21 protein-coding genes and 1 riboswitch are annotated in these 24,476 nt (G+C 53.4%); of the genes, 19 read left to right on the top strand and 2 right to left on the bottom strand.

Annotated features, from left to right (window positions below):
* The first annotated feature begins 319 nt into the window (after positions 1-319).
* Entirely contained in the window at positions 320-1,075 is a 756-nt protein-coding gene (locus ACAN56_RS35100; protein WP_340894979.1) for an acyl-[acyl-carrier-protein] thioesterase, read from the top strand.
* A gap of 99 nt (positions 1,076-1,174) precedes the next feature.
* On the opposite strand, the gene ACAN56_RS35095 is transcribed toward ACAN56_RS35100, so the two are convergent.
* The gene (locus ACAN56_RS35095; protein ID WP_379148708.1) at positions 1,175-2,113 is read right to left on the bottom strand and encodes an AraC family transcriptional regulator; all 939 of its coding nucleotides are present in this window, start codon (positions 2,111-2,113) and stop codon (positions 1,175-1,177) included.
* Positions 2,114-2,180: 67 nt separating this feature from the next.
* A complete protein-coding gene (tsaA, locus tag ACAN56_RS35090) occupies positions 2,181-2,624 on the bottom strand; it encodes a tRNA (N6-threonylcarbamoyladenosine(37)-N6)-methyltransferase TrmO (RefSeq protein ID WP_379148706.1) in 444 nt (147 codons plus the stop codon).
* A 128-nt stretch (positions 2,625-2,752) separates the two neighbouring features.
* On the opposite strand from tsaA, the gene ACAN56_RS35085 reads away from it, so the two are divergent.
* The 18 genes from ACAN56_RS35085 to ACAN56_RS35000 all read left to right on the top strand — a co-directional run bounded on the left by ACAN56_RS35085 (position 2,753) and on the right by ACAN56_RS35000 (position 24,320).
* Complete coding sequence (locus ACAN56_RS35085) at positions 2,753-4,891, top strand: DNA topoisomerase III (protein ID WP_076110164.1); 2,139 nt, start codon at positions 2,753-2,755, stop codon at positions 4,889-4,891.
* A 190-nt stretch (positions 4,892-5,081) separates the two neighbouring features.
* Positions 5,082-6,326, top strand: coding sequence for an MFS transporter (locus ACAN56_RS35080; RefSeq protein ID WP_379148703.1), 1,245 nt, complete (start codon positions 5,082-5,084; stop codon positions 6,324-6,326).
* A gap of 80 nt (positions 6,327-6,406) precedes the next feature.
* Positions 6,407-6,670 carry a DUF1294 domain-containing protein gene (locus ACAN56_RS35075; protein ID WP_379148701.1) on the top strand — a complete coding sequence of 88 codons (264 nt, stop codon included), beginning with the start codon at positions 6,407-6,409 and terminating at the stop codon, positions 6,668-6,670.
* Between the two features lie 52 nt (positions 6,671-6,722).
* Complete coding sequence (locus tag ACAN56_RS35070; protein ID WP_038585655.1) at positions 6,723-7,157, top strand: universal stress protein; 435 nt, start codon at positions 6,723-6,725, stop codon at positions 7,155-7,157.
* A 165-nt stretch (positions 7,158-7,322) separates the two neighbouring features.
* Positions 7,323-7,424: riboswitch (purine riboswitch) on the top strand.
* 247 nt (positions 7,425-7,671) lie between these two features.
* Complete coding sequence (purE, locus tag ACAN56_RS35065; RefSeq protein ID WP_379148699.1) at positions 7,672-8,157, top strand: 5-(carboxyamino)imidazole ribonucleotide mutase; 486 nt, start codon at positions 7,672-7,674, stop codon at positions 8,155-8,157.
* Positions 8,158-8,321: 164 nt separating this feature from the next.
* On the top strand, positions 8,322-9,581 hold the full coding sequence (locus ACAN56_RS35060; RefSeq protein WP_379148713.1) for a 5-(carboxyamino)imidazole ribonucleotide synthase: 1,260 nt from the start codon (positions 8,322-8,324) through the stop codon (positions 9,579-9,581).
* Positions 9,582-9,587: 6 nt separating this feature from the next.
* On the top strand, positions 9,588-10,883 hold the full coding sequence (gene purB / locus ACAN56_RS35055; protein ID WP_038585664.1) for an adenylosuccinate lyase: 1,296 nt from the start codon (positions 9,588-9,590) through the stop codon (positions 10,881-10,883).
* Positions 10,884-11,259: 376 nt separating this feature from the next.
* Complete coding sequence (locus tag ACAN56_RS35050) at positions 11,260-12,150, top strand: phosphoribosylaminoimidazolesuccinocarboxamide synthase (RefSeq protein WP_038585666.1); 891 nt, start codon at positions 11,260-11,262, stop codon at positions 12,148-12,150.
* 301 nt (positions 12,151-12,451) lie between these two features.
* On the top strand, positions 12,452-12,697 hold the full coding sequence (purS, locus tag ACAN56_RS35045) for a phosphoribosylformylglycinamidine synthase subunit PurS (protein ID WP_019913657.1): 246 nt from the start codon (positions 12,452-12,454) through the stop codon (positions 12,695-12,697).
* A gap of 5 nt (positions 12,698-12,702) precedes the next feature.
* Positions 12,703-13,392, top strand: coding sequence for a phosphoribosylformylglycinamidine synthase subunit PurQ (gene purQ, locus ACAN56_RS35040; protein ID WP_379148696.1), 690 nt, complete (start codon positions 12,703-12,705; stop codon positions 13,390-13,392).
* Entirely contained in the window at positions 13,370-15,616 is a 2,247-nt protein-coding gene (gene purL / locus ACAN56_RS35035; protein ID WP_379148693.1) for a phosphoribosylformylglycinamidine synthase subunit PurL, read from the top strand. The genes purQ and purL overlap by 23 nt, the downstream gene beginning before the upstream one ends.
* Complete coding sequence (gene purF, locus ACAN56_RS35030) at positions 15,601-17,097, top strand: amidophosphoribosyltransferase (RefSeq protein ID WP_038585676.1); 1,497 nt, start codon at positions 15,601-15,603, stop codon at positions 17,095-17,097. Before purL ends, purF begins: the two co-directional genes overlap by 16 nt.
* 144 nt (positions 17,098-17,241) lie before the next feature.
* The gene (locus tag ACAN56_RS35025) at positions 17,242-17,601 is read left to right on the top strand and encodes a hypothetical protein (RefSeq protein ID WP_038585678.1); all 360 of its coding nucleotides are present in this window, start codon (positions 17,242-17,244) and stop codon (positions 17,599-17,601) included.
* 184 nt (positions 17,602-17,785) lie between these two features.
* Positions 17,786-18,826, top strand: coding sequence for a phosphoribosylformylglycinamidine cyclo-ligase (gene purM / locus ACAN56_RS35020; RefSeq protein WP_379148690.1), 1,041 nt, complete (start codon positions 17,786-17,788; stop codon positions 18,824-18,826).
* Positions 18,826-19,440, top strand: a complete 615-nt coding sequence (gene purN / locus ACAN56_RS35015) for a phosphoribosylglycinamide formyltransferase (protein ID WP_379148711.1) — start codon at positions 18,826-18,828, stop codon at positions 19,438-19,440. The genes purM and purN overlap by 1 nt, the downstream gene beginning before the upstream one ends.
* 440 nt (positions 19,441-19,880) lie before the next feature.
* Positions 19,881-21,428 carry a bifunctional phosphoribosylaminoimidazolecarboxamide formyltransferase/IMP cyclohydrolase gene (gene purH, locus ACAN56_RS35010; protein WP_038585686.1) on the top strand — a complete coding sequence of 516 codons (1,548 nt, stop codon included), beginning with the start codon at positions 19,881-19,883 and terminating at the stop codon, positions 21,426-21,428.
* Between the two features lie 24 nt (positions 21,429-21,452).
* Positions 21,453-22,718, top strand: coding sequence for a phosphoribosylamine--glycine ligase (gene purD / locus ACAN56_RS35005; protein WP_038585689.1), 1,266 nt, complete (start codon positions 21,453-21,455; stop codon positions 22,716-22,718).
* 288 nt (positions 22,719-23,006) lie between these two features.
* Positions 23,007-24,320, top strand: a complete 1,314-nt coding sequence (locus ACAN56_RS35000) for an SEC-C metal-binding domain-containing protein (protein ID WP_038585691.1) — start codon at positions 23,007-23,009, stop codon at positions 24,318-24,320.
* Positions 24,321-24,476: the final 156 nt, after the last annotated feature.

Genomic DNA, 24,476 nt, shown 5'->3' with positions numbered 1-24,476 from the left:
TCCAGCGCCGATGGTACTTGGACCGAAGGGTCCTGGGAGAGTAGGACGCCGCCAAGCACACAAAGCCATTGTTGAGTTTCTCAACAGTGGCTTTTTTGTTGCCTTTTGCGTTAAGATTTAACTGCTGGCTATTGAATGTGGATAGGATAGGGGATAAAGTGAATAGAAGAAAAACTTGTCCACATGTGGATAAGAATCATGAAATATACAATGAATCAAAAGTACTCCCCAATTAATGTGGATAGTATTGAGTATTTGTGGATATATGTGACTTTTAATGTTGATAATAGGGAGCTTCGCGAGCAAAGGGGATATTTCAGTGGATAATACAGACGATCTTGTGTGGATAGAAAGATTTGTAGTTCAAGCCAGCGATACGGATTACCGTTCCCAGGCTAAGCTGTCTTTTATTCTGGAAATGATGCAGCGTACGGCTGACTCAGCGGTAAGTGCACTTGGCCTCAGTCTTGAACAGATGCTGGAGGCAGGGATGGGCTGGATGATGATCACTCTTGATCTGGAGTTTAAACGTATCCCCCGGCTGAATGATGAGTTGACAGTGCGCACATGGAGTAAAGGGACCAAAGGAGCCATGTGGCAGCGTGACTACCGTATTTATGATAAGGATCATACAGAGGTAGCCATGGCGCGTTCAATCTGGGCGCTTGTGGATACGGAGAAGCGTAAGCTGCTGCGGCCATCTGCTCTTCCCATATCAGTACTGCATTATGAAGGTGATTCGGTCGGCAGTATTCCAGATAAGGTAACCATTCCTCAGAACATCTCCATGGAACAAGCTTACCGGTATCAGGTCAGATATAGTGGTCTGGACAGCAATAATCATTTGAACAATGCACGTTATGGTGATTTGTGCTGCGATGCTTTGTCTCTGGAGGAATGGGGTGTGAAGGAACTGAAGCGGTTCAGGATTACTTATGTACAGGAGGCAAAATATGGGGATGAACTGATGATTGTGCGGTCACAGCTAACAAGTGAAGGTGCATTTGTTCAGGGAAAGCTGGAGCAGGCTATATCATTTGCAGCTTGTCTGGAACTTGGTGAAGAAGCACATTAACGGAAATACATATAGAAATTATACATGAGGGGAAACTATCCGAGACTTAGAAACCCTATACAAATGTCCGTGTCTGCTTAGCAGATACGGACATTTGTGTTATAGAAGTTCCAAGGGAACATAAATCTCGCTTATTGAATTTTTGTCATCCGGGCCCAGATATTGCTCACCATAATATTCGAATTCGTAAGGCAGGGAAAGCCGGTATTCGCTTTTTGGAAGCCAAGTCTCATATATATATTTGTAGGTATAAGAGACATCCTTCGACAACCCTTTATGTATGAACTTTAAATAGGTGGCTGCAGGCAAGGTATACACAGGAAAATCCGCCGATAGTTGCGCTTGTTCAGAGGCGTCGGAATGGCGATAAGAGGTTTGAGTTACGGCATATTGATGACGGCCCGATATCTCTGGCTGAGGGTAAAGCTCGCAAGCACATATAAAGGAAACCCCGCTGTTTTCAAAATCGTCAGCCCAGTAGCCCACTTGATAATACCGTTCGGGAAGCCTGCGGCCGTGCAGGCTGGGCACTCTGGTGAACAGCTGGGACCAGGCTTCGGAGATTACAGAATAGTCAGCGATAACGTTCACAATAGGTCCCTTGAGAGTAATTTCATCTAGCTTTACGATCTGCGGAGGCGTTCCCTGAACTACAGGCAAATGAAGCAGGTCCTGTTCGTGAAGCCGGTGCAGCAGTGGAAGCAGAGGATTATTTCGTTTATTGCGGACCTGCGTCGGTGTGGTATGCAGCAACCTTTTAAAGGCCCTGGTGAAGGTCTCGTAGTCGTTAAAATGATAATCCAGTGCAATGTCCTGGAAAGAACGCTCCGGCCATCGTTTAAGATCCTTGGCAGCCTCGGTAATTTTGCGTCTGGCTATATAATCCCCCGGTGTTATCCCCGTAATGGCCTGGAATAAACGAATGAAATGATACAGAGAATAGCCGGTTCTCCTGGAGAGGGCAGTTACAGACAATGGAGAATTCAGTTCAGCTTCAATATGGTCCAAAGCCTGGACGACGAGCTGGTAATTGTTCATGTCTACCCCCTCGGGAATTAATGGAATAAAATGTAAGTTACTGCAGTTGAGCAGCTATCAGCACTCATTAATCAGCTACCCAGTCTCCCCAGCCAGCGGCCCATTCAGGGACAGTGACATCTTTGACGCGGTCCGTAGTGGGAAAGTAAGCCTTGATATCGAGAATTGGCGTACCAGGGTAAGCATCCAGTCCGGCAATCTCGACAATGCCCGATTCCATATCTACAGACACTATGGCAGCTACACTAAGGCCTAAAGGATTGGGGCGGACAGGAGAGCGGGAGGCAAAAACTCCACTTAAAGGTGCCTCATATGGAGGCTGAACCTGCGTAGTTTGCCGGAAGTGGTCATCTGCAAACTCATGAATCCACCAAAGGATCTGGCAATGGCTGAAATTTTGCAGGCCTTTCAAGGCAGGGTGAAATTCAGGTTTAAGCTCAAGACGCAGATTGTCAGGCTGCCCGGCAACCACACCTACTGGTATGACATTATACACTTCTTGCTTGGACATTTACTGTGACTCCTTTCGGATAACGGATACAGCCTATTGTATAATGTGGAGGTGGAATTCAGCCTGACGATATTTGCGGTCTTTTAGATCATGGTATAATAGGTTGTTGGCAAGGAAGGGAGAGAATTATGAAGGTATTGGTATTGGCGGAAAAGCCGTCGGTTGCGCGTGAGATTGCCCGGGTGCTGGGTTGCGGGAATAAACAGAAGAGCTATATTGAAGGTCCGAAATATGTAGTTACCTGGGCTTTAGGGCATTTGGTTGGTCTGGCAGAACCTGAAGACTATAACAATAAATTTGCTTCTTGGGCATTGGAGGATTTGCCGATTCTGCCGGAGAAGGCCAAACTGAAGGTGCTGCGTGAGACAAGCCAGCAGTATAAGGCTGTGCAGCAGCTGATGAAACGCCAGGATATCGACGAACTGATCGTTGCAACGGATGCAGCGCGGGAAGGGGAGCTTCTGGCCCGCTGGATCATGAATATGGCCGGCTGGAAAAAGCCGTTCCGGCGTCTATGGATTTCTTCGCAGACGGATAAGGCGATCAAAGAGGGATTTGCGTCACTGCGTCCGGGCCGGGATTTTGACCGTCTGTATGAATCGGCGCGCTGCCGTGCAGAGGCGGATTGGATGATTGGTCTTAACGTTACCCGTGCTTTAACCTGCAAGTTCGGTGCTCCTCTGTCGGCAGGCCGTGTGCAGACACCCACACTCGGCATGATCATGGACCGGGAGAACGAAATTACAGGCTTCCGTTCCCAGGAGTATGAGATGTTGACCGCGGATTTCGGGAATTTCCAGGCGGGTTGGCGTGCTCCGGGCGGGGATGGCCGGATTTTTGACAAGGAGAAGACAGCGAAGCTCAATGACAAGCTTACCGGCCGAAGCGGGCGTATCGCCAAGGTGCAAAAAAGCGAGAAAAGCGAGCCGCATCCACTGGCTTATGATCTCACCGAGCTGCAGAGAGATGCCAACCGCAAGTTCGGCTTCTCGGCAAAACAAACATCCAGTGTGCTGCAGCGTCTATACGAACAGCATAAGCTGGTCACTTATCCGCGTACGGACAGCCGTTATCTAACTTCGGATATGACGGGGACGTTAAAGGAACGGCTGGACAGCATCGCTGTCGGACCCTATGCGGCATTGGCACGGCCGCTGCTGCGTAAACCGCTGCCCATTACAAAGCGGATAGTAGATGACAGCAAGGTGAGCGATCACCATGCCATTATTCCTACGGAGCAGACAGTGCTCTTAAATCTGCTTAGTGCGGAAGAGCGTAAGCTCTATGATCTGATCGTGCGGCGATTTATCAGCCTGTTCTATCCGCCGGCCCGTTATGACGCGGTGGCCGTCACGGTAAGCGTGGAAGGCGAGAGCTTTCATGTGAAAGGCACCACGGTAAAGGACGCAGGCTGGCGTGAGGTATACGGCGGTGATATGAGCAATGACGACGAAGAAGACAATACAGCCGATGAGCCTGCGGCAAGCAGTGTGAAGCTGCCGGAGCTGCGTGAAGGTGAGGCCGTTAAGGTTCTGCGCTGTGTGATCCGTCCAGGTCGGACACAGCCGCCCAAACGGTATAACGAGGCTTCGCTGCTGACTCAGATGGAGAAGCATGGCCTCGGAACACCCGCAACCCGGGCCGATATCATTGAGAAGCTGGTCAGCTCGGATACTATCGAGCGGCAAGGGAATTCTCTTCACCCGACAGGCAAAGGGAAGCAGTTGATTGAACTAGTCTCGGCACAGCTGCGCACGCCGGAGCTGACTGCGCGCTGGGAGGCCGAGCTGGAGAAGATTGCCCGCGGACAAGGGCGGCCCGAACCTTTTCTGCAAGGCATCCGCAGTATGGCGCAGGAACTCGTATCCGGCGTCAAGAGCAGCGGCGCAGAATACAAGCCGCATAATGTCTCCAGCAGCCATTGTCCTGAATGTGGGACAAGAATGCTGGAGAAGAAGACCAAAAAGGGCAAGCTGCTGGTCTGCCCTGCTGATGACTGCGGCTATACCCGTGCCGGAGAGAAACGGCTTTCGAATCGCCGTTGTCCGCAGTGCCATAAGAAAATGGAGCTTAAAGAAGGCAAGGCGGGCCTCTATGTGCAGTGTCTGGGCTGCGGAATAACAGAGACAATGGATAAGGATCACAAGCATATCAATAAACGTGAGCAGCAGAAGCTCGTGCAGCAGTACAGCAAACCTGAAAGCGTAGGCTCGAATCTGGGTGAGCTGCTCAAAGCGGCAATGGAGGCCAAACAGAAGGGGAATTAAGCTTAATAACCTCTGTGAAGCGGACATTCAACCATAAATTAAAAACCTAAATAAGTCTGCCGGAGTTCCCGGCAGGCTTATTTAGGTTAAGAAGGACCTGTCAAACAAAAGACAGATATGTTTTACTAAGAAGATCGGCAAAAGAGCAGGAGCAACTCTAAAAAATGAATAAGCAGGTGGTAAAGTGACAATGCCTAAGCAAAAAGAAAACGGGGCCCAGTCGGTAGAAGGTTCAAAGACCAGGGAAAGCAGCCGGTTCTTCTTCCTGGTCATCGTCTTTATGTTCTGGTTCTCTTCATATATTTATGTTCCGGTGCTCTCTCCCTACGTGGAGCATCTCGGAGCTTCGTATGTTATGGTCGGCTCAGTGCTGGGGATATACGGTCTGATGCAGATTCTGTTCCGGCTGCCGATCGGAATCGGCTCGGATTATTTGAACCGGCGGCGGCCGTTCATTTATTTGGGGCTGATCGCCAGCGGCGCAAGCTGCCTGCTGTTTATGGCGGGAGCGCATCCGGGCTGGGCACTGGCGGCTCGTGCCGTATCCGGAATAGCAGCCTCCGCCTGGGTAGTGTACTCGGTGATGTTTGCCGGCTATTTTCCGAAAGAGGAAGCGGGAAAAGCGATGGGCATGCTGCAGTTCACCACGGTCATCGCCCAGTTGATGAGCATGATGATCAGCGGCTACATGGTGGAGCACTGGGGCTGGAATGCCCCGTTTGTTATCGGCGGGCTTGTGGCGATAGCGGCTCTGGTACTCGCCCTTCGTCTGCCGGAACAGCAGCAGGAGAGGCGGGAGAACGCGATCCAGCTTAAGGACCTTGCTGCGGTAATTAAAGAACCGCTGCTGGTCAAAGTCTCGCTGTTATCCGTGCTGGCGCACTGTGTGCTCTTTATTACAATGTTCGGCTATACTCCGAACCAGGCGCTGGACATCGGTGCTAGCAAGGAAAGCTTAGGCTGGCTGACTCTGGCATTCATGCTGCCCCATGCCGTTGCGACACTCTACGGTTCCCGTCTATTTGGCAGGCTGCTTGGCGACCGTGGGACACTGCTGCTGGGTTTTGCCGGAAGCGCGCTGTTCACGCTGCTGATTCCTTCAATGCCGACGCTTGCCGCCTTGTGTGCGACACAAATCGGGAACGGCTTTATGCAGGGACTTATTTTTCCGCTGCTGCTTGGCAAATCGGTATCGGGAGTGGCGCCTTTTAAACGGGCAACTGCGATGGGCTTCTATCAGGCGGTGTATGCGATCGGCATGTCAGGAGGGCCATTTGTGGCGGGGTGGATGAGCTCTGCTTATGGCTTAAGCGGCGGATTCTGGCTGGGAGGGATCGCGGCAGCACTTGCTGCCGTATTATCCTGGGTATGGATTACGGATGCTGGCGGGTCCCGCGAAAGAACAGGAAAGCAAGGGCGTATACGTGGCAGGTAATGTGAGGATTATTGGTTTTTTGCCGGAAAGGGTACTATAATATGAAGTAGATAGGATAAGAGGGAGGAGAGCCGGAAGGAATGGTCAAAGGTGTGTTGCTGTGGTTTGTACTAATTAATATTATCGGGTATGTGGTAATGTCCGAGGACAAGAACAAGGCCCGTACAAGGCGGGAACGCGTACCTGAGAAGACGCTTTTTCTGCTGGCATTTATGGGCGGTGCGCTGGGTGTGCTGACTGCCATGTACCGCAAGCGCCACAAGACGCGGCATACTTCTTTCAGGATCGGAATTCCGCTGCTGTTGCTGCTTAATATCCTGCTGTATGGGTACTTTTTAAGGTAAGCTTTTTTGAATTACGTTATGGCTACACAAAACAGAAAAAGAGGTGGCGTACATGTTATTCTCAAAAATTTTGCTCGCCTATGACGGTTCCAAGGCATCCAATCAGGCATTGGAGCGTGCGATCGAGCTGGCTAAGGTAACTCCGGGTTCATCTCTTTACGTTGTACACGCATTTGAATTCCCGCGCTTTTTTATCGGGGAAGCTCTTGCGCCTCTACCTGCTTCTGTAAACAAAGATTACTATGATCTGGCGGTGCAGACCACAGAAGAAGTGAAGAGCCGGCTTGAAGCGGAAGGACTGAATGCTACGGTGGAGCTGCTGCAAGGATCTCCTGCAGAAGTGATCTTGAATTATTCCAAGGAGCATGATGTGGATGTTATTGTAATCGGCAGCCGCGGACTTGGCGGAATACGTGAATTTGTTCTGGGCAGCGTAAGCCATAATGTGGTGCAGAGCGCCCGTATTCCGGTATTGGTCGTAAAATAATAGATTTTATTCCGGGAGGAGCACAGAGGTGTTCCCCCCTTTTTCTTTAGTTTCCCTGCCCAATTAGCCAAGAACAGGAATTAGAATTTGCCAAAAAGCGAACGATTTAACGTGTAAATTTTACAATGTTCGTGTTTAAGTTGACATGAAGTGTAGGCCATTGTTAAACTGAACCTATGAAGAGCTCGTATAAAACCGGGGATAAGGCCCGGAAGTTTCTACCCGGCAACCGTAAATTTCCGGACTACGAGGAAATAGGATGACTAGAATGGCCATCAGCGCCGCCCCGGGGATATTAGGGCAGTGCACTATGTGCTTGTCCCTGTATGCTCTGCCGAGGCGGAGACAGATGGAGCAGTCCCTCCTGATTCCTGCAGTAGTCTGGGTCCACCCGCAGCAGAATGCGTTTGGAATCCGGGCTTTTTTTTTCGGAATTATGGGAAACTTGCGAGAAATGGGACAAACTTAAAGCAGATAAGAGTATCTATATCGGGAACGGAAGGTAGGTTGAGTCATGTCTGTGCAAGTTGGGGTTATTATGGGCAGCAAATCCGACTGGGAAACGATGGAGCATGCCTGTGCGGTGCTGGAAGAGCTGGGTGTGCCTTACGAGAAAAAAGTGATTTCCGCACACCGTACACCGGATCTGATGTTCCGCTATGCGGAGGAAGCGGCGGGCCGCGGACTTCGCGTTATTATCGCCGGAGCAGGCGGCGCGGCGCATCTGCCGGGTATGGTGGCAGCGAAGACGGTATTGCCCGTTATCGGTGTTCCGGTGCAGTCCAAGGCGCTTAACGGTCTGGACTCACTACTCTCCATTGTGCAGATGCCAGGCGGCATTCCGGTGGCGACAGTAGCCATTGGCCGTGCCGGGGCCGTCAATGCAGGGCTGCTCGCGGCGCAGATCATCGGCGCGTTCGAGCCAGAGGTGCAGAGCCGGGTGCAGCAGCGGCGCGAAGCTACAGAGCGCGAAGTGCTGGAAAGCAGCGACACCTTATGAAACCGGAAGAGCTGAAGCCGGACGGTTTGGAAGTGAGCACGACGCGGGACGGGAGACAGTCGCGGGGCGAAGCAGCGGATGGCCTGGACGTTCTGGCACAGCAGGGACAGGCTGAACAGCGGGTCGAAGAGAATGGCCTGGAAGCTCAAGGTCAGGAAGCAGCGGTGTCCTATGTCGCCGCACCGGGTGGAGACAGGCCCCGGACGCTGCGCCCCGGTGCAACCATCGGCGTGCTGGGCGGCGGCCAGCTCGGGCGGATGATGGCGCTGGCCGGCAGCGCCATGGGTTATCGCTTCGTGGCGCTGGACCCGGCGCCGGATGCGCCCTGCGGGCAGGTAACGCCGCAGATTCACGCGGCGTACAACGACCGTGACGCAGCGCGGGAGCTGGCGCGCCGCTCGGACGTGATCACGTACGAGTTCGAGAACGTCGATGCGGGCGTGGCCGCGCTGCTGACGGCAGAGTCGTACGTGCCCCAGGGCAGCGCGCTGCTGTACACCACGCAGCACCGGCTGCGTGAGAAAGCGGCCATCGAGGCGGCAGGCGTGCCCGTTGCCCCGTACCGCAAGGTCGGCAGCCTGGCGGAGCTGAACACCGCAGCCGCCGACCTGGGCCTGCCCTGTGTGCTGAAGACAGCCACAGGGGGGTATGACGGCAAGGGACAAGCCGTCATCCGCCGGCCGGAAGAGCTGGAAGCAGCCTTCCGGCAGGTCGCGCCGGGAGCTGGCGGAGCGCAGGAGGCGCCGCAAGCTGGCGGAACAGACAGCTCCACCGATTCCGCAGCCTCAGCCGGAAACGTTATGCCGGAGCTGGTGCTGGAGAAATTCGTTGCTTTTAGCTGCGAAATCTCCGTCATTGCTGCCCGCAGCGCATCCGGTGAGGTCAAGAGCTTTCCGCCTGCCGAGAACATTCATGTGAACAACATCCTGCATCTGTCGATTGTGCCTGCCCGTGTGCCGGAGGAGATTCAGCAGAGAGCCTGCGAGCTTGCCGAGCGGCTGGTGTCCGGACTGAATGCCGTCGGACTGCTGGCGGTAGAGATGTTCGTGACGGACGACGGAGAATTGTTCGTCAATGAACTGGCTCCGCGCCCGCATAATTCAGGGCATTACACGATGGACGCCTGCGTCACCTCGCAGTTCGAGCAGCATGTCCGGGCGATCTGCAACTTGCCGCTCGGCGATACCTCGCTTTTGACTCCTGTAGTCATGGTGAATGTGCTTGGGCAGCATCTGGACGGGGCAGTGGAGCGGATTAGTGAGATGGACGAAGCAGCAAACCGGCTGGGGATTTCGCCCAAGCTTCATATATATGGCAAGACTGAGAGCAAGACCGGCCGCAAGATGGGCCATATCAACCTGCTCTGCAAGGACACCGGAGACGGCCTGTCCTGGGTGGAGCAAACTAACCTTTGGAGGAACTGACAAGATATGATCGAACGATACAGCAGACCTGAGATGCGGGCCATTTGGACCGAAGAAAATAAATTTAATGCGTGGCTCGAAGTGGAAATATGTGCGTGCGAAGCCTGGGCGGAGCTGGGAGTTATTCCGCAGGAAGACGCCGCTAAGCTGCGCAAGGACGCCAAATTTGATATTGAACGCATCAACGAGATTGAACTTGAAACCCGTCATGACGTGATCGCCTTTACCCGTGCCGTATCCGAAAGCCTTGGCGCGGAGCGCAAATGGGTGCATTACGGACTAACCTCCACGGATGTTGTTGATACGGCACTGGGTTACCTGCTGCGCCAGGCGAACGAAATTCTGGAGCAGGACATCATTAACTTCATCGAAATTCTTAAGGATAAAGCGGTAGCTTACAAGGATACGCCGATGATGGGACGCACACATGGCGTTCACGCTGAGCCGACGACCTTTGGACTCAAGATGGCACTGTGGTATGAGGAAATGAAACGCAACCTGGAGCGCTTCCGCCATGCTGCGAACGGCGTGCAGTTCGGTAAAATCTCCGGCGCGGTCGGCACTTATGCCAACATCGACCCGTTCGTGGAAGAGTTCGTCTGCCGCAAGCTGGGCACCAGCCCGGCACCGATCTCCACGCAGACCCTGCAGCGTGACCGCCATGCCGAATATATGGCTGCGCTGGCGCTGGTCGCCACTTCGCTGGACAAGTTCGCCACCGAGATCCGCGCGCTGCAAAAGAGTGAAATCCGCGAGGTGGAAGAGGCTTTTGCCAAAGGTCAAAAAGGCTCCTCCGCCATGCCGCATAAACGCAATCCGATTGGCTGCGAGAATATTTCCGGCCTGTCGCGCGTCATTCGCGGCCATATGGTTACTGCTTATGAGAATGTACCGCTGTGGCATGAACGCGACATTTCGCACTCTTCGGTGGAACGGATTATTCTGCCGGATGCGACCATGCTGCTCAACTATATGCTGAACCGTTTCGGCAACATCGTGAAGAACCTGACCGTGTTCCCGGAAAATATGAAGCGCAACATGAACCGGACCTTCGGCGTGCCGTTCTCCGGCCGTATCCTGACCAAGCTGATCGACAAGGGCTTCAGCCGCGAGCAGGCTTACGATACCGTTCAGCCGCGTGCGATGCAGGCTTGGGAAGAGCAAACCCAGTTCCGCGACATCGTCGAAGCCACACCTGAAATCACCGCTGTACTTAGCCCGGAAGAGATCGAAGATGCATTCAATCCTACATGGCACCTTAAGCATGTCGACACTATCTTCCGTAAGCTGGAGCTTATCTAATAAAAGGTAAGTTATTGGTGAACGGAGGAGCTGGAGAATAATACGAGCGGGAGCACTAGGCAGTTTTTCTATACTGAGAAGCGGAGCTACAGGGAGAATGAAATAAGCACTTGGGGTAAAGAGGAACGGAGAGAAATTTTGGAACTGTAGAAGCGTCAGCGTTCGCCTTTATGGTCAGATTTCTACCGCAGCTTGCGGTTAAATCAGAGAAATATGACCATAACAGCGATCGGAAGTCCAAATATTTCTTGCAGTGAACCTATTAACCAGAGGAAGTATTACAAATTTCTGTTGGTCCAGATCGAAGGAAATAAAACGTCCCAGCGCTTTTTGCTCAAGATATTAGCAAGATCATTTGGTCAAGGGAGGAAAGGTCATGACACACCCTGCCGTATCCACGGCTGTGGATCTCGTAAATGCACCGCTGCTCTATAAAGGAAAGGTTCGCGAGTTGTATGACTTGGGGGAACAGACTCTGATTGTCGTTACGGACCGGATCTCCGCGTTCGACTATGTGCTTGATCCGGCGGTGCCGGAGAAAGGCAATGTGCTGAACCGGCTCAGCGCTTTCTGGTTTGGCAAGACGAAGGACCTGATGGAGAACCATGTCGTGCATATTGATGTGGACCAGCTCGGAGATATCGCACGCGACAGAGAGGCGCTCAAGAACCGGATCATGGTTGTCCGCAAAGCAGAGCGCATTGATATTGAATGTGTCGTGCGCGGCTGCATCACCGGCGGGGGCTGGCGGCAGTACCAGGAGACCGGGAAAGTTAACGGTATTGAACTACCCCAAGGCCTGCGCAAAAATGCCGTACTGGCCCAGCCGATCTTCACCCCTGCGGCCAAAAATGATGTAGGCCATGATGAGGATATCCCTTTTGAGCAGATGCAGGAGCTGATCGGTGCCGACCTGGCGCTTGAGCTGAAGGAGAAAAGCCTGAAGCTGTTCGCTTTTGCCAAAGAATACTGTGAAGAGCGGGGTATCATCCTAGCGGATTGCAAGTTTGAGTTCGGTTTGCTGGACGGCAAGGTGATTCTGATCGACGAGATTTTCACCCCGGATGCTTCCCGCTTCTGGGCCAAAGATAAATACAGTCTGGATATTGAAATCGACAGCATGGACAAGGAGCCTGTCCGGACGTATCTTGCCGCATCCTCCTGGGACAAGAACAGCACGCCGGACCCGCTGCCGCTTGAAGTCGTGGAAGAGACGAGCCGCCGTTATCTGGACATCTATCATCGCCTTACCGGCAAGTCTTTATAAGTTTATTAGCTTGGCCAGCTGTAGTGTGTCCGCTAGTTGCATTCTCTGCAGTTATTTTGAGCAAAATCGCCGCGGGCTGCCTTTTAAATGTATCTGGTACAACTAAATCCGGCGAACAAGCCTGGAACGGCGGTTGTTTCAAAATATAGCTGTATGGAATGCAATTAAAGTGGGTTTTGCCCGAAATAAAAGGAATTTAGCTGTACAGAATGCAGTTATCTCAATATTAAACTCAGGTACATCCGTGTTCTTGTTGATTGCCCATTGAGGCCCATAAAATTTTAGGAGGAACTACAAGCGTATGTTAAAAGCGACAGTCTATGTCACCATCAAGAAAAGCGTGCTCGATCCCCAAGGTGTAGCGGTGCAAGGAGCGTTGCATTCGGTAGGGTTCCAGGAAGTTGAAAGTCTGCGCATCGGCAAATATATGGAGCTTACCCTCGATACAGATAACCGCGCCGAAGCGGAAGGACGCCTCAAGGAAATGTGCGAAAAGCTGCTGGCCAACACGGTGATCGAGGATTACCGCTACGAATTGGAGGACTAAAAGTCATGAAATTTGCTGTACTCGTCTTTCCAGGCTCCAATTGCGACATTGACTGTTATAAGGCGGTAGAAGACAGCCTTGGCGAACCCGTGGATTATGTGTGGCATACTGCGACAGACCTGTCGGCGTATGACTGCATTCTGGTACCAGGCGGCTTCTCTTATGGTGACTATCTGCGCTGCGGCGCGATTTCCCGGTTTGCTCCGGTGATGGCTGAAGTGGCCAAAGCTGCGGAGCAGGGCAAATTCGTGCTTGGCATCTGCAACGGGTTCCAGATTCTGACCGAAGCGGGACTTCTGCCGGGTGCGCTGCGCCGCAACATGTCGATGAAATTCCGCTGTCATGATACCGTGCTTAAGGTCGTTAATAACACAACCCCGTTTACTATTGATTATGCGAAGGATGAAGAGATTGTCATTCCGATCGCGCATGGCGAAGGTAATTATTACTGTGATGAAGAGACTTTGGCGTCGCTCAAAGCAAACAATCAGATCGTATTCACATATAGCGACAATCCGAACGGCTCGGTAGCCGATATTGCAGGCGTCAGCAACGCAGCGGGCAATGTGGTTGGCATGATGCCTCACCCGGAACGTGCAGCGAACAGTCTGCTGGGCTCGGAAGACGGCAAACGGATGTTTACATCTATACTCAAAACCTGGAGGGATCGTTATGACGCAGCAAGTATCCGTTAAGGAGCCGACCGCAGAGCAAATCGCGGAGCAGAAAATCTACAGTCAATTCGGCGTGTCGGACAGCGAATATGAACTGATCACGTCCTTCATGGGCCGCAAGCCCAACTATACAGAAATCGGCGTATTCAGTGTAATGTGGTCCGAGCACTGCGCCTACAAAAATTCCAAGCCGCTTCTTAGCCGGTTCCCGACCAGCGGACCGCGTGTCCTGATGGGACCGGGCGAAGGCGCCGGCATTGTTGATATCGGTGACAACCAGGCGGTTGTATTCAAAATCGAAAGCCACAACCATCCGTCGGCGGTAGAACCTTATCAAGGTGCGGCTACAGGCGTGGGCGGGATTATCCGCGATATTTTCTCCATGGGTGCTAGACCGGTAGCGCTGCTCAACTCCCTGCGTTTCGGGAAGCTTGAGAGCGACCGGGTAAAATATTTGTTCGAGCATGTCGTGTCCGGTATCGCAGGTTACGGCAACTGTATCGGCATTCCGACCGTGGGCGGCGAAATCATGTTCGACAACAGCTATGACGGCAATCCGCTGGTCAATGCGATGTGTGTCGGCCTGATCGACCATGATAAAATCCAGCGCGGTGTCGCCAAAGGTGTAGGCAACCCCGTATTCTACGTAGGTCCGCCTACAGGACGTGATGGTATTCACGGGGCGACGTTTGCCTCTGTGGAGCTGAGCGAGGAGTCGGAAGCCAAGAAGACAGCGGTGCAGGTTGGGGATCCGTTTATGGAGAAGCTGGTGATGGAATCCTGTCTGGAGCTGATCGACAGCGGCATCGTGCTTGGCATTCAGGATATGGGCGCGGCAGGCCTGACCTGCTCCAGCGCAGAAATGGCCAGCAAAGCGGGCAATGGCCTGGAGCTGTATCTGGATCAGGTACCGCAGCGTGAAGAAGGCATGACACCTTACGAGATGATGCTGTCGGAATCACAGGAACGGATGCTGTTTGTGGTGGAGCCTAAGGATGAGGCGCAGGCACAGGAGATTTTTGACCGCTGGGGCGTCATTTGCCGCAAAGTAGGCAAGGTAACCGATGACGGCCGCCTGAAGCTGTTCCATCACGGTGAGGTTGTCGGCGATATGCCGGTAACGGCTCTTGTAGATGAGTGTCCAATCTACAACAAACCGTCAGCAGTTCCTGCTTATTATGAAGAGAATGCATCGGTCGATACTCTGCGTTATGCCGAGGTTACCGATCTGGGCGGCGCGCTGCGCACGGTACTCGCTTCCCCTACGGTAGCGAGCAAAGCATGGGTATACAACCAATATGACTATATGGTTCGCACCAGCACAGCGGTTCGTCCCGGTTCCGATGCGGCAGTGGTTACGATCCACGGCACACGCAAAGGCCTGGCAATGACTACGGACTGCAATGGCCGTTATGTCTATCTGGACCCTGAAGTCGGTGGCCGGATTGCAGTCAGCGAAGCGGCGCGCAACATTGTCTGCTCCGGGGCTAAACCGCTGGCGATTACAGATAACCTGAACTTTGGCAGTCCCGAGAAGCCGGAGATTTTCTGGCAGATGGAACGTGCGGTAGACGGCATGGCTGAAGCCTGCCGTGTGCTCGATACGCCGGTTATCGGCGGAAATGTCAGCCTGTACAACGAAAATGCCTCCGGAGCGATCTATCCGACACCGGTTGTCGGCATGGTGGGTCTCGTGGAGGATACCGATCACATTACCACTCAAGCCTTCAAGCAAGAGGGCGACGCCATTCTGCTGCTTGGGGTGACCAAGGCTGAGCTTGGCGGCAGTGAGTTCCAATATGCTGTACATGGCCTGACGGAAGGCCGTCCGCCGGCACTGGATCTGGCTACTGAACAAAAGCTGCTGGATGCTGTTCTTGGCACGATCCGCGGCGGTCTGGTCCGCTCGGCGCATGACCTTTCCGAAGGCGGCCTTGCGGCTGCACTGGCAGAGAGCTGCATCAGCGGCGGTATTGGCGCTAACGTAGAGCTGTCCGCGAACGGGCTGCGGCCCGATGTGGCCTTGTTCAGCGAGAGCCAATCCCGTATCGTACTGACCGCTGCTCCTGATCGTGCGGAAGAGCTGAAAGCAGCAGTTGCCGCTTACGGCGTGCCGGTGGAAATCATCGGAACCGTTGGCGGGGACAGACTGCGCCTGGCTCTAGACAGCAAGACTGCACTGGATGAAGCTGTAACGGAATTAAAAACCATTTGGGAGGATGCTATTCCATGTCTTATGAAATAAAGACCGGGAAAGAGCAGGCGGCTCCAATCCTGTGGACCGGCGATTTTTACAACGAAGGAACGGGCTCGGGAGATATTTTTGACACTTTAAAAGAAGAATGCGGCGTATTCGGGGTCTTCGGACACCCGGAAGCCGCCTCCATGTCTTATTATGGACTGCATGCGCTGCAGCACCGGGGAGAGGAAAGCGCGGGCATCTGCGTGGCAAACGGACGCGACTTCAACTATCACCGCGGCATGGGCCTCGTCAAGGAAGTATTCGATAAAGATAAAATTGCTTCACTGGTTGGTGACATGTCCATCGGCCATGTGCGTTATTCCACCAGCGGCGACAGCCGGCTGACCAATGCGCAGCCGCTTGTCTTCAAATACCGTGACGGCGATCTGGCCATTGCCACCAACGGCAATATTGTCAACGAACCGCTGATCCGCAAGCAGCTGGAGCAAGGCGGCTCTATTTTCCAGACTACAAGCGATACCGAGGTACTGGCGCATCTGATCGCACGTTCGCAGAAGGATTTTGTCGAAGCCACGAAAGATGCCCTGCAGCAGCTGGTCGGCGGTTTCGCCTTCCTGCTGATGACTAACGATAAGCTGATCGTCGCATCGGATCCGCACGGACTTCGTCCGCTCGTCATGGGCCAGCTCGGTGAAGCCTATGTCTTCGCTTCAGAGTCCTGTGCGCTTGAAGTTATCGGTGCCAAGCTGGTGCGTGATATTGAGCCGGGTGAATTGCTCGTGCTTGATAAGGACGGCTTCCGGGAAGACCGCTTCGCTGAGCCGAAGCGTAAGGCGCTTTGTGCCATGGAATATATCTATTTTGCCCGGCCGGACAGCGATCTGAACGGCTCGAACCTGCACTCCGCCCGCAAGCGGATGGGCAGCCGGATGGCGCTTGAAGCTTTTGTGGATGCGGACATTGTAACCGGCGTACCGGATTCCAGTATCTCCGCAGCCATCGGCTTTGCCGAGCAAACAGGTATCCCTTATGAGCTGGGGCTGATCAAGAACAAATACACTGGCCGGACGTTCATCCAGCCGAGCCAGGAGCTTCGTGAGCAAGGCGTGAAGATGAAGCTGAGCGCCGTGCGCCGCGTCGTTGAAGGCCAGCGCGTCGTCATGATCGACGATTCCATCGTGCGCGGCACCACCTCGCGCCGGATCGTGAACCTGCTGCGTGAGGCCGGAGCGCTTGAAGTGCATGTGCGGATTACCTCGCCGCCATTCAAGAACCCATGCTTCTACGGCATTGATACACCTGATCGGCGTGAACTCATCGCCTCCTACAAGAGTATTCAGGAAATGTGCGAGGAGATCAACGCCGATTCCCTGGCCTTCCTTTCACCGGAAGGGCTGATCCAATCCATCGGCGGCTATAATAGCGATGATTACAAAGGCGGGCTGTGCCTGTCCTGCTTCGATAACGATTACCCGACGCAGGTGGATTTCGGCGGGGAAGAGAAAGACGGCTGTTCCTGTTAAGCGGGTCCATCCCCCTAAAGTAGAGTGGCCCATCCCCCTAAGTCCCCCTTGCGAAGGGGGATTCCGAAGGGCTCTGCCCTCCGGCCACCCGAAAGTTTGGCGGTAGGAGTTTGCTTTTAACTTGCTAAGAAGGCTGGGGTGCGGGTGCCCGCTTTGTCCCTGTGTGCTGCGCACGGCCGGGACACGCTCTACGGCGCTCCGCGCCCTGGCGGCATGCTGCCTCGCCGGGCCAAAGGCTCAAGAACCCATCCTGTTTGCTACGCAAAATCGGAGGTTCTCTCGCTTAAGGCGCGCCCGGCTTCGCCTCGCGCGCCAAAGACAAAGCTCTTAAAGCTCTCCCTTGTTTGCTGCGCAAATGCAGGGAACGCTTTTCTCGCTGAGGAGGCGCTTGTCTTTGCCAAGCGCCGAGGTCTTGCTGCTGCTGTGCAAGGCGCGTACAGCGGCTTGCGGCTGGGTTTGCCCCGGGTGGTTCGGAAGGCATGGAGAGGAATTTTGGAACTGTAGGAGCGATAGCGTTCGCCTTTATATTTGGATTTCTACCGCGAAGAGCGGTTTAAATCAGGAAATCCAAATATAACAGCGACCGGAAGTCCAAACATTCATCGCAATGGCGTCCAAGAACCACACACAGCCAATCCCTGCCGCCCCGAAACGCGCTCTAAACTAACTAATAATGAGGTGTCCAAAAGTGTCGGAAGCTTATAAAAACGCCGGAGTGGATATTGCGGCTGGCAATGAAGCCGTTGAACGCATGAAGAAGCATGTAAAGCGCACGTACCGTCCGGAGGTTATGACGGAGCTGGGCGGATTCGGCGCGCTGTTTGGTCTTAATAAGGACAAGTATGAAGAACCGGTGCTCGTATCGGGAACCGACGGCGTGGGCACGAAGCTCAAAATCGCTTTCGCGGCCGACCGCCACGACACGATTGGCATCGATGCTGTAGCCATGTGTGTGAATGATATTGTAGTACAAGGCGCAGAGCCGCTGTTCTTCCTCGATTATCTCGCCTGTGACAAGGTTGTGCCTGAGAAGATCGAGGCTATTGTTGCCGGCATCGCCGAAGGCTGTCATCAGGCAGGCTGCGCGCTCATCGGCGGCGAAACGGCTGAGATGCCGGGGATGTATTCGGCGGGCGAATATGATATCGCCGGCTTCACAGTTGGCGTAGCCGATAAAGCGAAGCTGGTTACGGGCGCGAACATCGCACCGGGAGATACGGTGATCGGTCTCGCGTCCAGCGGTGTGCACAGCAACGGCTTCTCGCTGGTACGCAAGCTTCTGCTTGAGGAAGACGGCTATGCGCTGAACGATGTGGTCCCTGAGCTTGGAGCTCCATTGGTGGATGTGCTGCTGGCTCCGACGAAGATTTATGTGAAGCCGCTGCTCGCGCTGCTGGAACAGCTGCCGGTCAAAGGCATGGCGCATATTACCGGAGGCGGGTTCATCGAGAACATTCCGCGCGTACTGCCGGATCATGTGAATGTGGAGATTAATTATGGCTCCTGGCCGATTCTGCCGATTTTCGGCTTGCTGCAGAGCAAAGGCAATGTAAGCAACCGCGATATGTTCACTACCTTCAACATGGGCGTGGGCCTGGTGCTGGTAGTGTCTGCAGAAGACGGAGAAAAAGCGCTGGAACTGCTGAAAGCAGGCGGGGAAGAAGCTTATGTAATTGGCACAGTAACAGAAGGGGAACGCAAGGTTACCTTTACGGGAGCTGAAGTGTGATGCAGTACAGCCGGATCGCTGTGTTTGCCTCCGGGCAGGGCAGCAATTTTGCCGCGCTGGTTCAGGCTCAGAACGCAGGGAAGCTTGGCGGAGGCCGCATTGAGCTGCTGGTATCTGACAGGCCGGAAGCGCTAGTGGCACAGCGTGCGGAGGAAGCGGGGATTCCTGCCCTCCTGCTGCGGCCGAAGGACTTCGCAAGCCGGGAGCTGTATGAAGCGGAGATTGTTGCCGAGCTGCAGCGCCGGGATATCGGGCTTGTCGTATTGGCAGGATATATGCGGCTGATTACTCCGGTGCTGCTTACACCTTACTCCGGGCGCATCATCAACATTCATCCTTCTCTGCTGCCAGCCTTTGCCGGCAAGGATGCCATCGGCCAGGCATTAGACTACGGTGTGAAGCTGACGGGGGTTACGGTGCATTTTGTCGATGGAGGCATGGACACCGGACCGGTTATTGCCCAGCGCGGGGTTGCCGTAGAGGCCGAAGATACAACGGAAACCCTTGCCGGACGAATTCATCAGGTAGAGTATGAGCTTTACCCTGAGGTAGTATCTGCTTTTGCCGCCGGGAAAATTGGACTGGACGGAAGAAAAGCCACAATTTCCGAATAGAAGTATAAGCGCGATTGCTGCTAAGGACAGGGAGCTTGCCATAAATGGAGTCATTCTGTGTCGCATACTATGGACATGAGCTGCGATTCCGCAGGAATTTTTAAAACAGCATTGTTTAGCACGTCTATAGCGTTAAATACTGGCGAATTGCGCGGTGCGCTGATCTTTTTATCGACAAAGGTTAATTTCTGCGGTCACTTCCGATATTTCTCGGGAAATATTGCACAAGCGGGCAAAGGGTGTCGGAGAGTGATGGAATGCCTGATTTATGCCTTAGGAAGAATGCTGTAAGCTGATGGAATTTTAGTGATTTGGCAAGACTGGTTTATTCGGGTGAAAGAGCTTGTAGATCAGTTATACAAGTTTAGGGCATCACATTGTTAAGCATTAACCATTCAAACACAACTAATCGGGCATCATCCGGAGGAGGACTATTCAAAGTGAGTATCAAAAGAGCGCTGGTCAGCGTATCGGATAAACAGGGCATCGTGGATTTTTGCCGCGAGTTGTCTACATTGGGCGTAGAAATCATCTCCACAGGCGGCACTAGCACACTTTTGGCTAAAGAAGGCGTACCAGTCATCGGTATTTCCGATGTCACAGGGTTCCCGGAAATTATGGACGGACGCGTCAAAACGCTGCATCCCGCCGTACACAGCGGACTGCTGGCAGTTCGTGACAACGAGGAGCACACGCGTCAGATGACCGAGCTTGGGCTGGACTACATCGATCTGGTCGTGGTGAACCTGTATCCGTTCGCGGAGACGATCGCCAAGCCGGATGTATCGTACGAGGAAGCTATCGAGAACATCGATATCGGCGGACCGACGATGCTGCGTTCGGCGGCGAAAAACCATGCTTTTGTCAGTGTGGTGGTGGATGCGGCCGATTATGCAGGTGTGCTTGATGAGGTACGTGCAGGCGGAGATACGACCCTTGAGACCCGCAAACGTCTTGCGGCAAAAGTGTTCCGCCATACGGCGGCTTACGATGCCCTGATTGCCGATTATTTGGCTAATGTGACCGGTGAACCGCTGCCGGAGCGCTATACGGTGACTTACGAGAAGATTCAGGATCTGCGTTACGGAGAGAACCCGCATCAGAAGGCGGCGTTCTACCGCAAGCCGCTCGCTGCGCAGGATACGCTGACGGCTGCCGAGCAGCTGCACGGCAAAGAGCTGTCTTACAACAACATTAACGATGCCAATGCGGCGCTGCAAATCGTCAAAGAATTCGAAGAGCCGGCGGTTGTGGCCGTTAAGCATATGAATCCATGCGGCGTGGGCGTGGGCGCAAGTGTATACGAGGCTTACCAAAAAGCCTACAATGCTGATCCAACCTCTATTTTCGGCGGGATTGTGGCTGCGAACCGTATTATTGATGCGGATACCGCTAACCTGCTGAAGGATATTTTCCTGGAAATCGTACTGGCACCGGGCTTCACAGATGAAGCGCTGGAGATCCTTACGAAGAAGAAGAACATCCGCCTGCTCAAAATCGGCAGCTTAAGCACGGCCTCTGCACGCAAGAGCAGCTTTGTCGTTACCTCCATTGAGGGCGGTATGGTAGTGCAGGAGAGCGATGTGCACTCCGTGAACCCGGAAGAGCTTCAAGTGGTCACAAGCCGCAAGCCAACCGAAGAAGAGCTCAAGCAGCTGCTGTTCGGCTGGAAAGTAGTTAAGCATGTGAAGTCCAATGCGATTGTACTGGCGGCGGATGATATGACCGTTGGTGTAGGCGCCGGACAAATGAACCGTGTCGGAGCGGCCAAAATTGCCATTGAACAGGCCGGAGAGAAGTCCAAAGGCGCTGTACTGGCTTCCGATGCCTTTTTCCCGATGGGCGACACGCTGGAAATGGCTGCGAAGGCTGGAATTACCGCAGTTATTCAACCGGGCGGCTCGATCAAGGATGAGGAATCCATCAAGGTTGCAAATGAATATGGAATTGCCATGGTCTTCACCGGCGTCCGCCATTTCAAACACTAGAGGCCCGGGGAGGATTTCGTTTATATGGATATTTTAGTGGTTGGCGGCGGGGGCCGGGAGCATGCGATCATCTGGAGTCTGTCTCAAAGCCCAAAAGCCGGTAAAATCTACTGTGCACCCGGCAATGCCGGGATCGCGCAGCTTGCTGAATGTGTGCCGATTGGCGTGTTCGAATTCGACAGGCTGACTGCCTTTGCCAAGGAACGTGAGGTTGGTCTTGTAGTCATTGGACCGGATGATCCGCTCGCGGCAGGTATCGTTGATGCCTTTGAAGCGCAGAATATTCCTGTATTTGGGCCGCGCAAGAATGCAGCTGAAATCGAAGGCAGCAAAACGTTTATGAAGGATCTGCTGCACAAATACAGCATCCCGACAGCAGCCTACGAGAAGTTCAGCGGTTATGAAGCAGCGCTTGCTTATTTGCGCGCACAGGAGCTGCCGATCGTCATCAAGGCCGACGGCCTGGCTGCCGGCAAAGGCGTTACCGTAGCTTATTCGCGTGAAGAAGCCGAGCAGGCGCTGCGTGATATTATGGTGGACAAGGTATTCGGAGAAGCCGGTGCGCAGGTAGTCATCGAAGAATTCCTCGCGGGGCAGGAAATGTCGATTCTTGCGTTTGTTGACGGTGAAACGGTGCGGCCAATGGCGGCGGCGCAGGATCACAAGCCGATATTCGACGGCGACAAAGGACCGAACACCGGCGGAATGGGCACGTATTCGCCTCTGCCGCACATCGCTGAGGATATTATCCGCGAGGCGGTGGAGACGATCATCGAGCCAACAGCCAAAGCCATGGTGGCCGAAGGCCGCCCTTTTAGCGGCGTACTGTTTGCCGGGCTGATGATTTCACCGGATGGCAAGCCGAAGACGATTGAGTTCAATGCCCGCTTCGGCGATCCCGAGACGCAGGTCGTACTGCCTAGGCTGAAGAGTGATCTGCTGGAGATTTTTCTAGCTGTCACTGAGGGCAGGCTGGCGGATATTGAGATTCAGTGGAGCGATGAAGCGGCTGTATGCGTAGTGCTGGCTTCAGAGGGTTATCCGGGTCCTTATCCTAAAGACGTGCCTATCTCCGGTCTGGAGAGCAGCCAGGACGCACTGATCTTCCATGCCGGGACGGCACGCGGTGAAGATGGAAGCTGGGTTACGAATGGCGGACGGGTGCTTGGTGTTGTCGGCAGGGGCGCGAGTATTGCGGATGCCCGTGCGGCCGCATACGCCAGTGCAGAAACCATATCTTTCCAGGGAAAGCAGAACCGCAGTGACATCGCCATGAAGGCGCTCATCTGAGGATAAAGGACTGCAACCTAGCAAATTTTTACGCTATTAGTCCCAAAAAAGGACTGACAAGTGATAGAAGAAGTGCTATAATACAATTCGTACGGGGGAAAATGTGCGGATATATACAGATAAAGGGTCTTTCCTTTCATGGAAAGGCCTTTTTTAAATTAGGTTTTTGGAGTGCCCGTGAAGTTCCCGTAATATAGAATACGTCTTGCCGGGAAATGATACTTATAGTGCAAAAGTAGCGATGCGCTTATGTGTATGGCTAGTCACAGATTTAAGGGGGAATTATTTTTGAGTAAGGTTGGAAGAAATGACTTGTGCCCATGTGGAAGCGGGAAAAAATATAAAAGATGCTGCCTTGGTAAAGAAACCTCAGCGGTTGAATCCATACTGCGGCTCGTAACAACGGAGGAGGCAGCAGCCCATGAGGCTGTAGTAACTGAACCTGTCATGAGCCCTGAGGCGTTGGAACCTGTCCTTCGTCCAGAGAGCAAGCTTACCCTGACCAAGCTGAAAAAGATGGTAACACGCGAGCTAAAATGGGAGCATCCGGCCCACGAGCAGCTGGCGATGCAGCTTATCGAAAGCATGAGAAACCAGTATGAGCGGGAGCTGATTTTTGAAGCATTAGTGCTTTGGAACGGCTTCTCCCGCCAGACTAAACCTGCTGTGAAGAAAATGGGCTCCTTCTGTGCCGCGATCGAGTATTTGCTGTCCGAGGAGTACGGCTTTATGATTTCGCAGGCTGAACTTGCAACCAAATATGAGGTTACTGCGGCTACGATTTCCCGCAAGGTTAAGGAAATGCTTAACTACGTGGAGGAATACGGCATGGGCGGCGAGTCTGACGAGCTGCTAGTGCTGAACGGTCCGGGTACTCCTAAGGAGAAAGCACAGGCCCTTCTGTATCAGGCAGCGGAAGCCACTTCTACCAAACGGCGGATTCAACTGGCTGAAGCTGCACTTGAATTATATCCGGACAATTCCGACGCTTATCTTATTCTGGCTGAGGAATCGGAGAATGAGCAGGAGGCGCGTGCCTACCTCAAAGCGGGAATTGCTGCGGGTGAGCGTGAGCTGGGGGAGCTGTATTTTAACCAAAATAAAGGATACTTCTGGGGCCTGCATGAAACCCGGCCATACATCCGTGTCTGCAAGAGCTATGCCGAGTCTTGCTGGTTCAGTGGCAACGCGGAAGAAGCGGCGCAGATGCTGGAACGCATCATGGAGCTTAATCCGGAAGACAATACCGGTGCGCGTTATTTGCTGGCGGCTGCGTACTTGTACACCAACCGGTTGAATGATGCAGAACGTGTGCTGAAGAAATATGGCAAGGATGATGCCGCGGCTGCGTTTGCCTATGACCGGATTGTCCTTGAATACAAGAAGAACGGAATCACTTCCCAGCTCAAGATGCTGTACCGTGTGGCGCGTGGCGTGAACAAGCATGTGCCGGATTATTTACTGGGCGTGAAGCGGCTGCCGCATAACCTGCCGGATTTTGTAGGCTTGGGAGATTCTAATGAAGCGATTGAATATGTCATCATGCACTCCCGTTTATGGGCAAGCATGCCGGACCTGCTCAAGTGGATGCTGAAGCAATAGTTCATCATATGATGTATACCGGACACAGCCGCTCAGGCTGTGTTTTTTTTAATTTAAAGATAAGCGTACTATGTCAACAAGCTAAAACTGACTATAAAAGCAACTCAAACACACCTAACTCTTTGTTTTCCAAAAAATAGTTAGCAACTGACGAAG

Source organism: Paenibacillus paludis, from assembly GCF_042610515.1.
Lineage (GTDB): Bacteria > Bacillota > Bacilli > Paenibacillales > Paenibacillaceae > Paenibacillus_AQ.
Note: the sequence above shows the minus strand (reverse complement) of the source record. Positions and strands in the feature narration are given on the sequence as shown.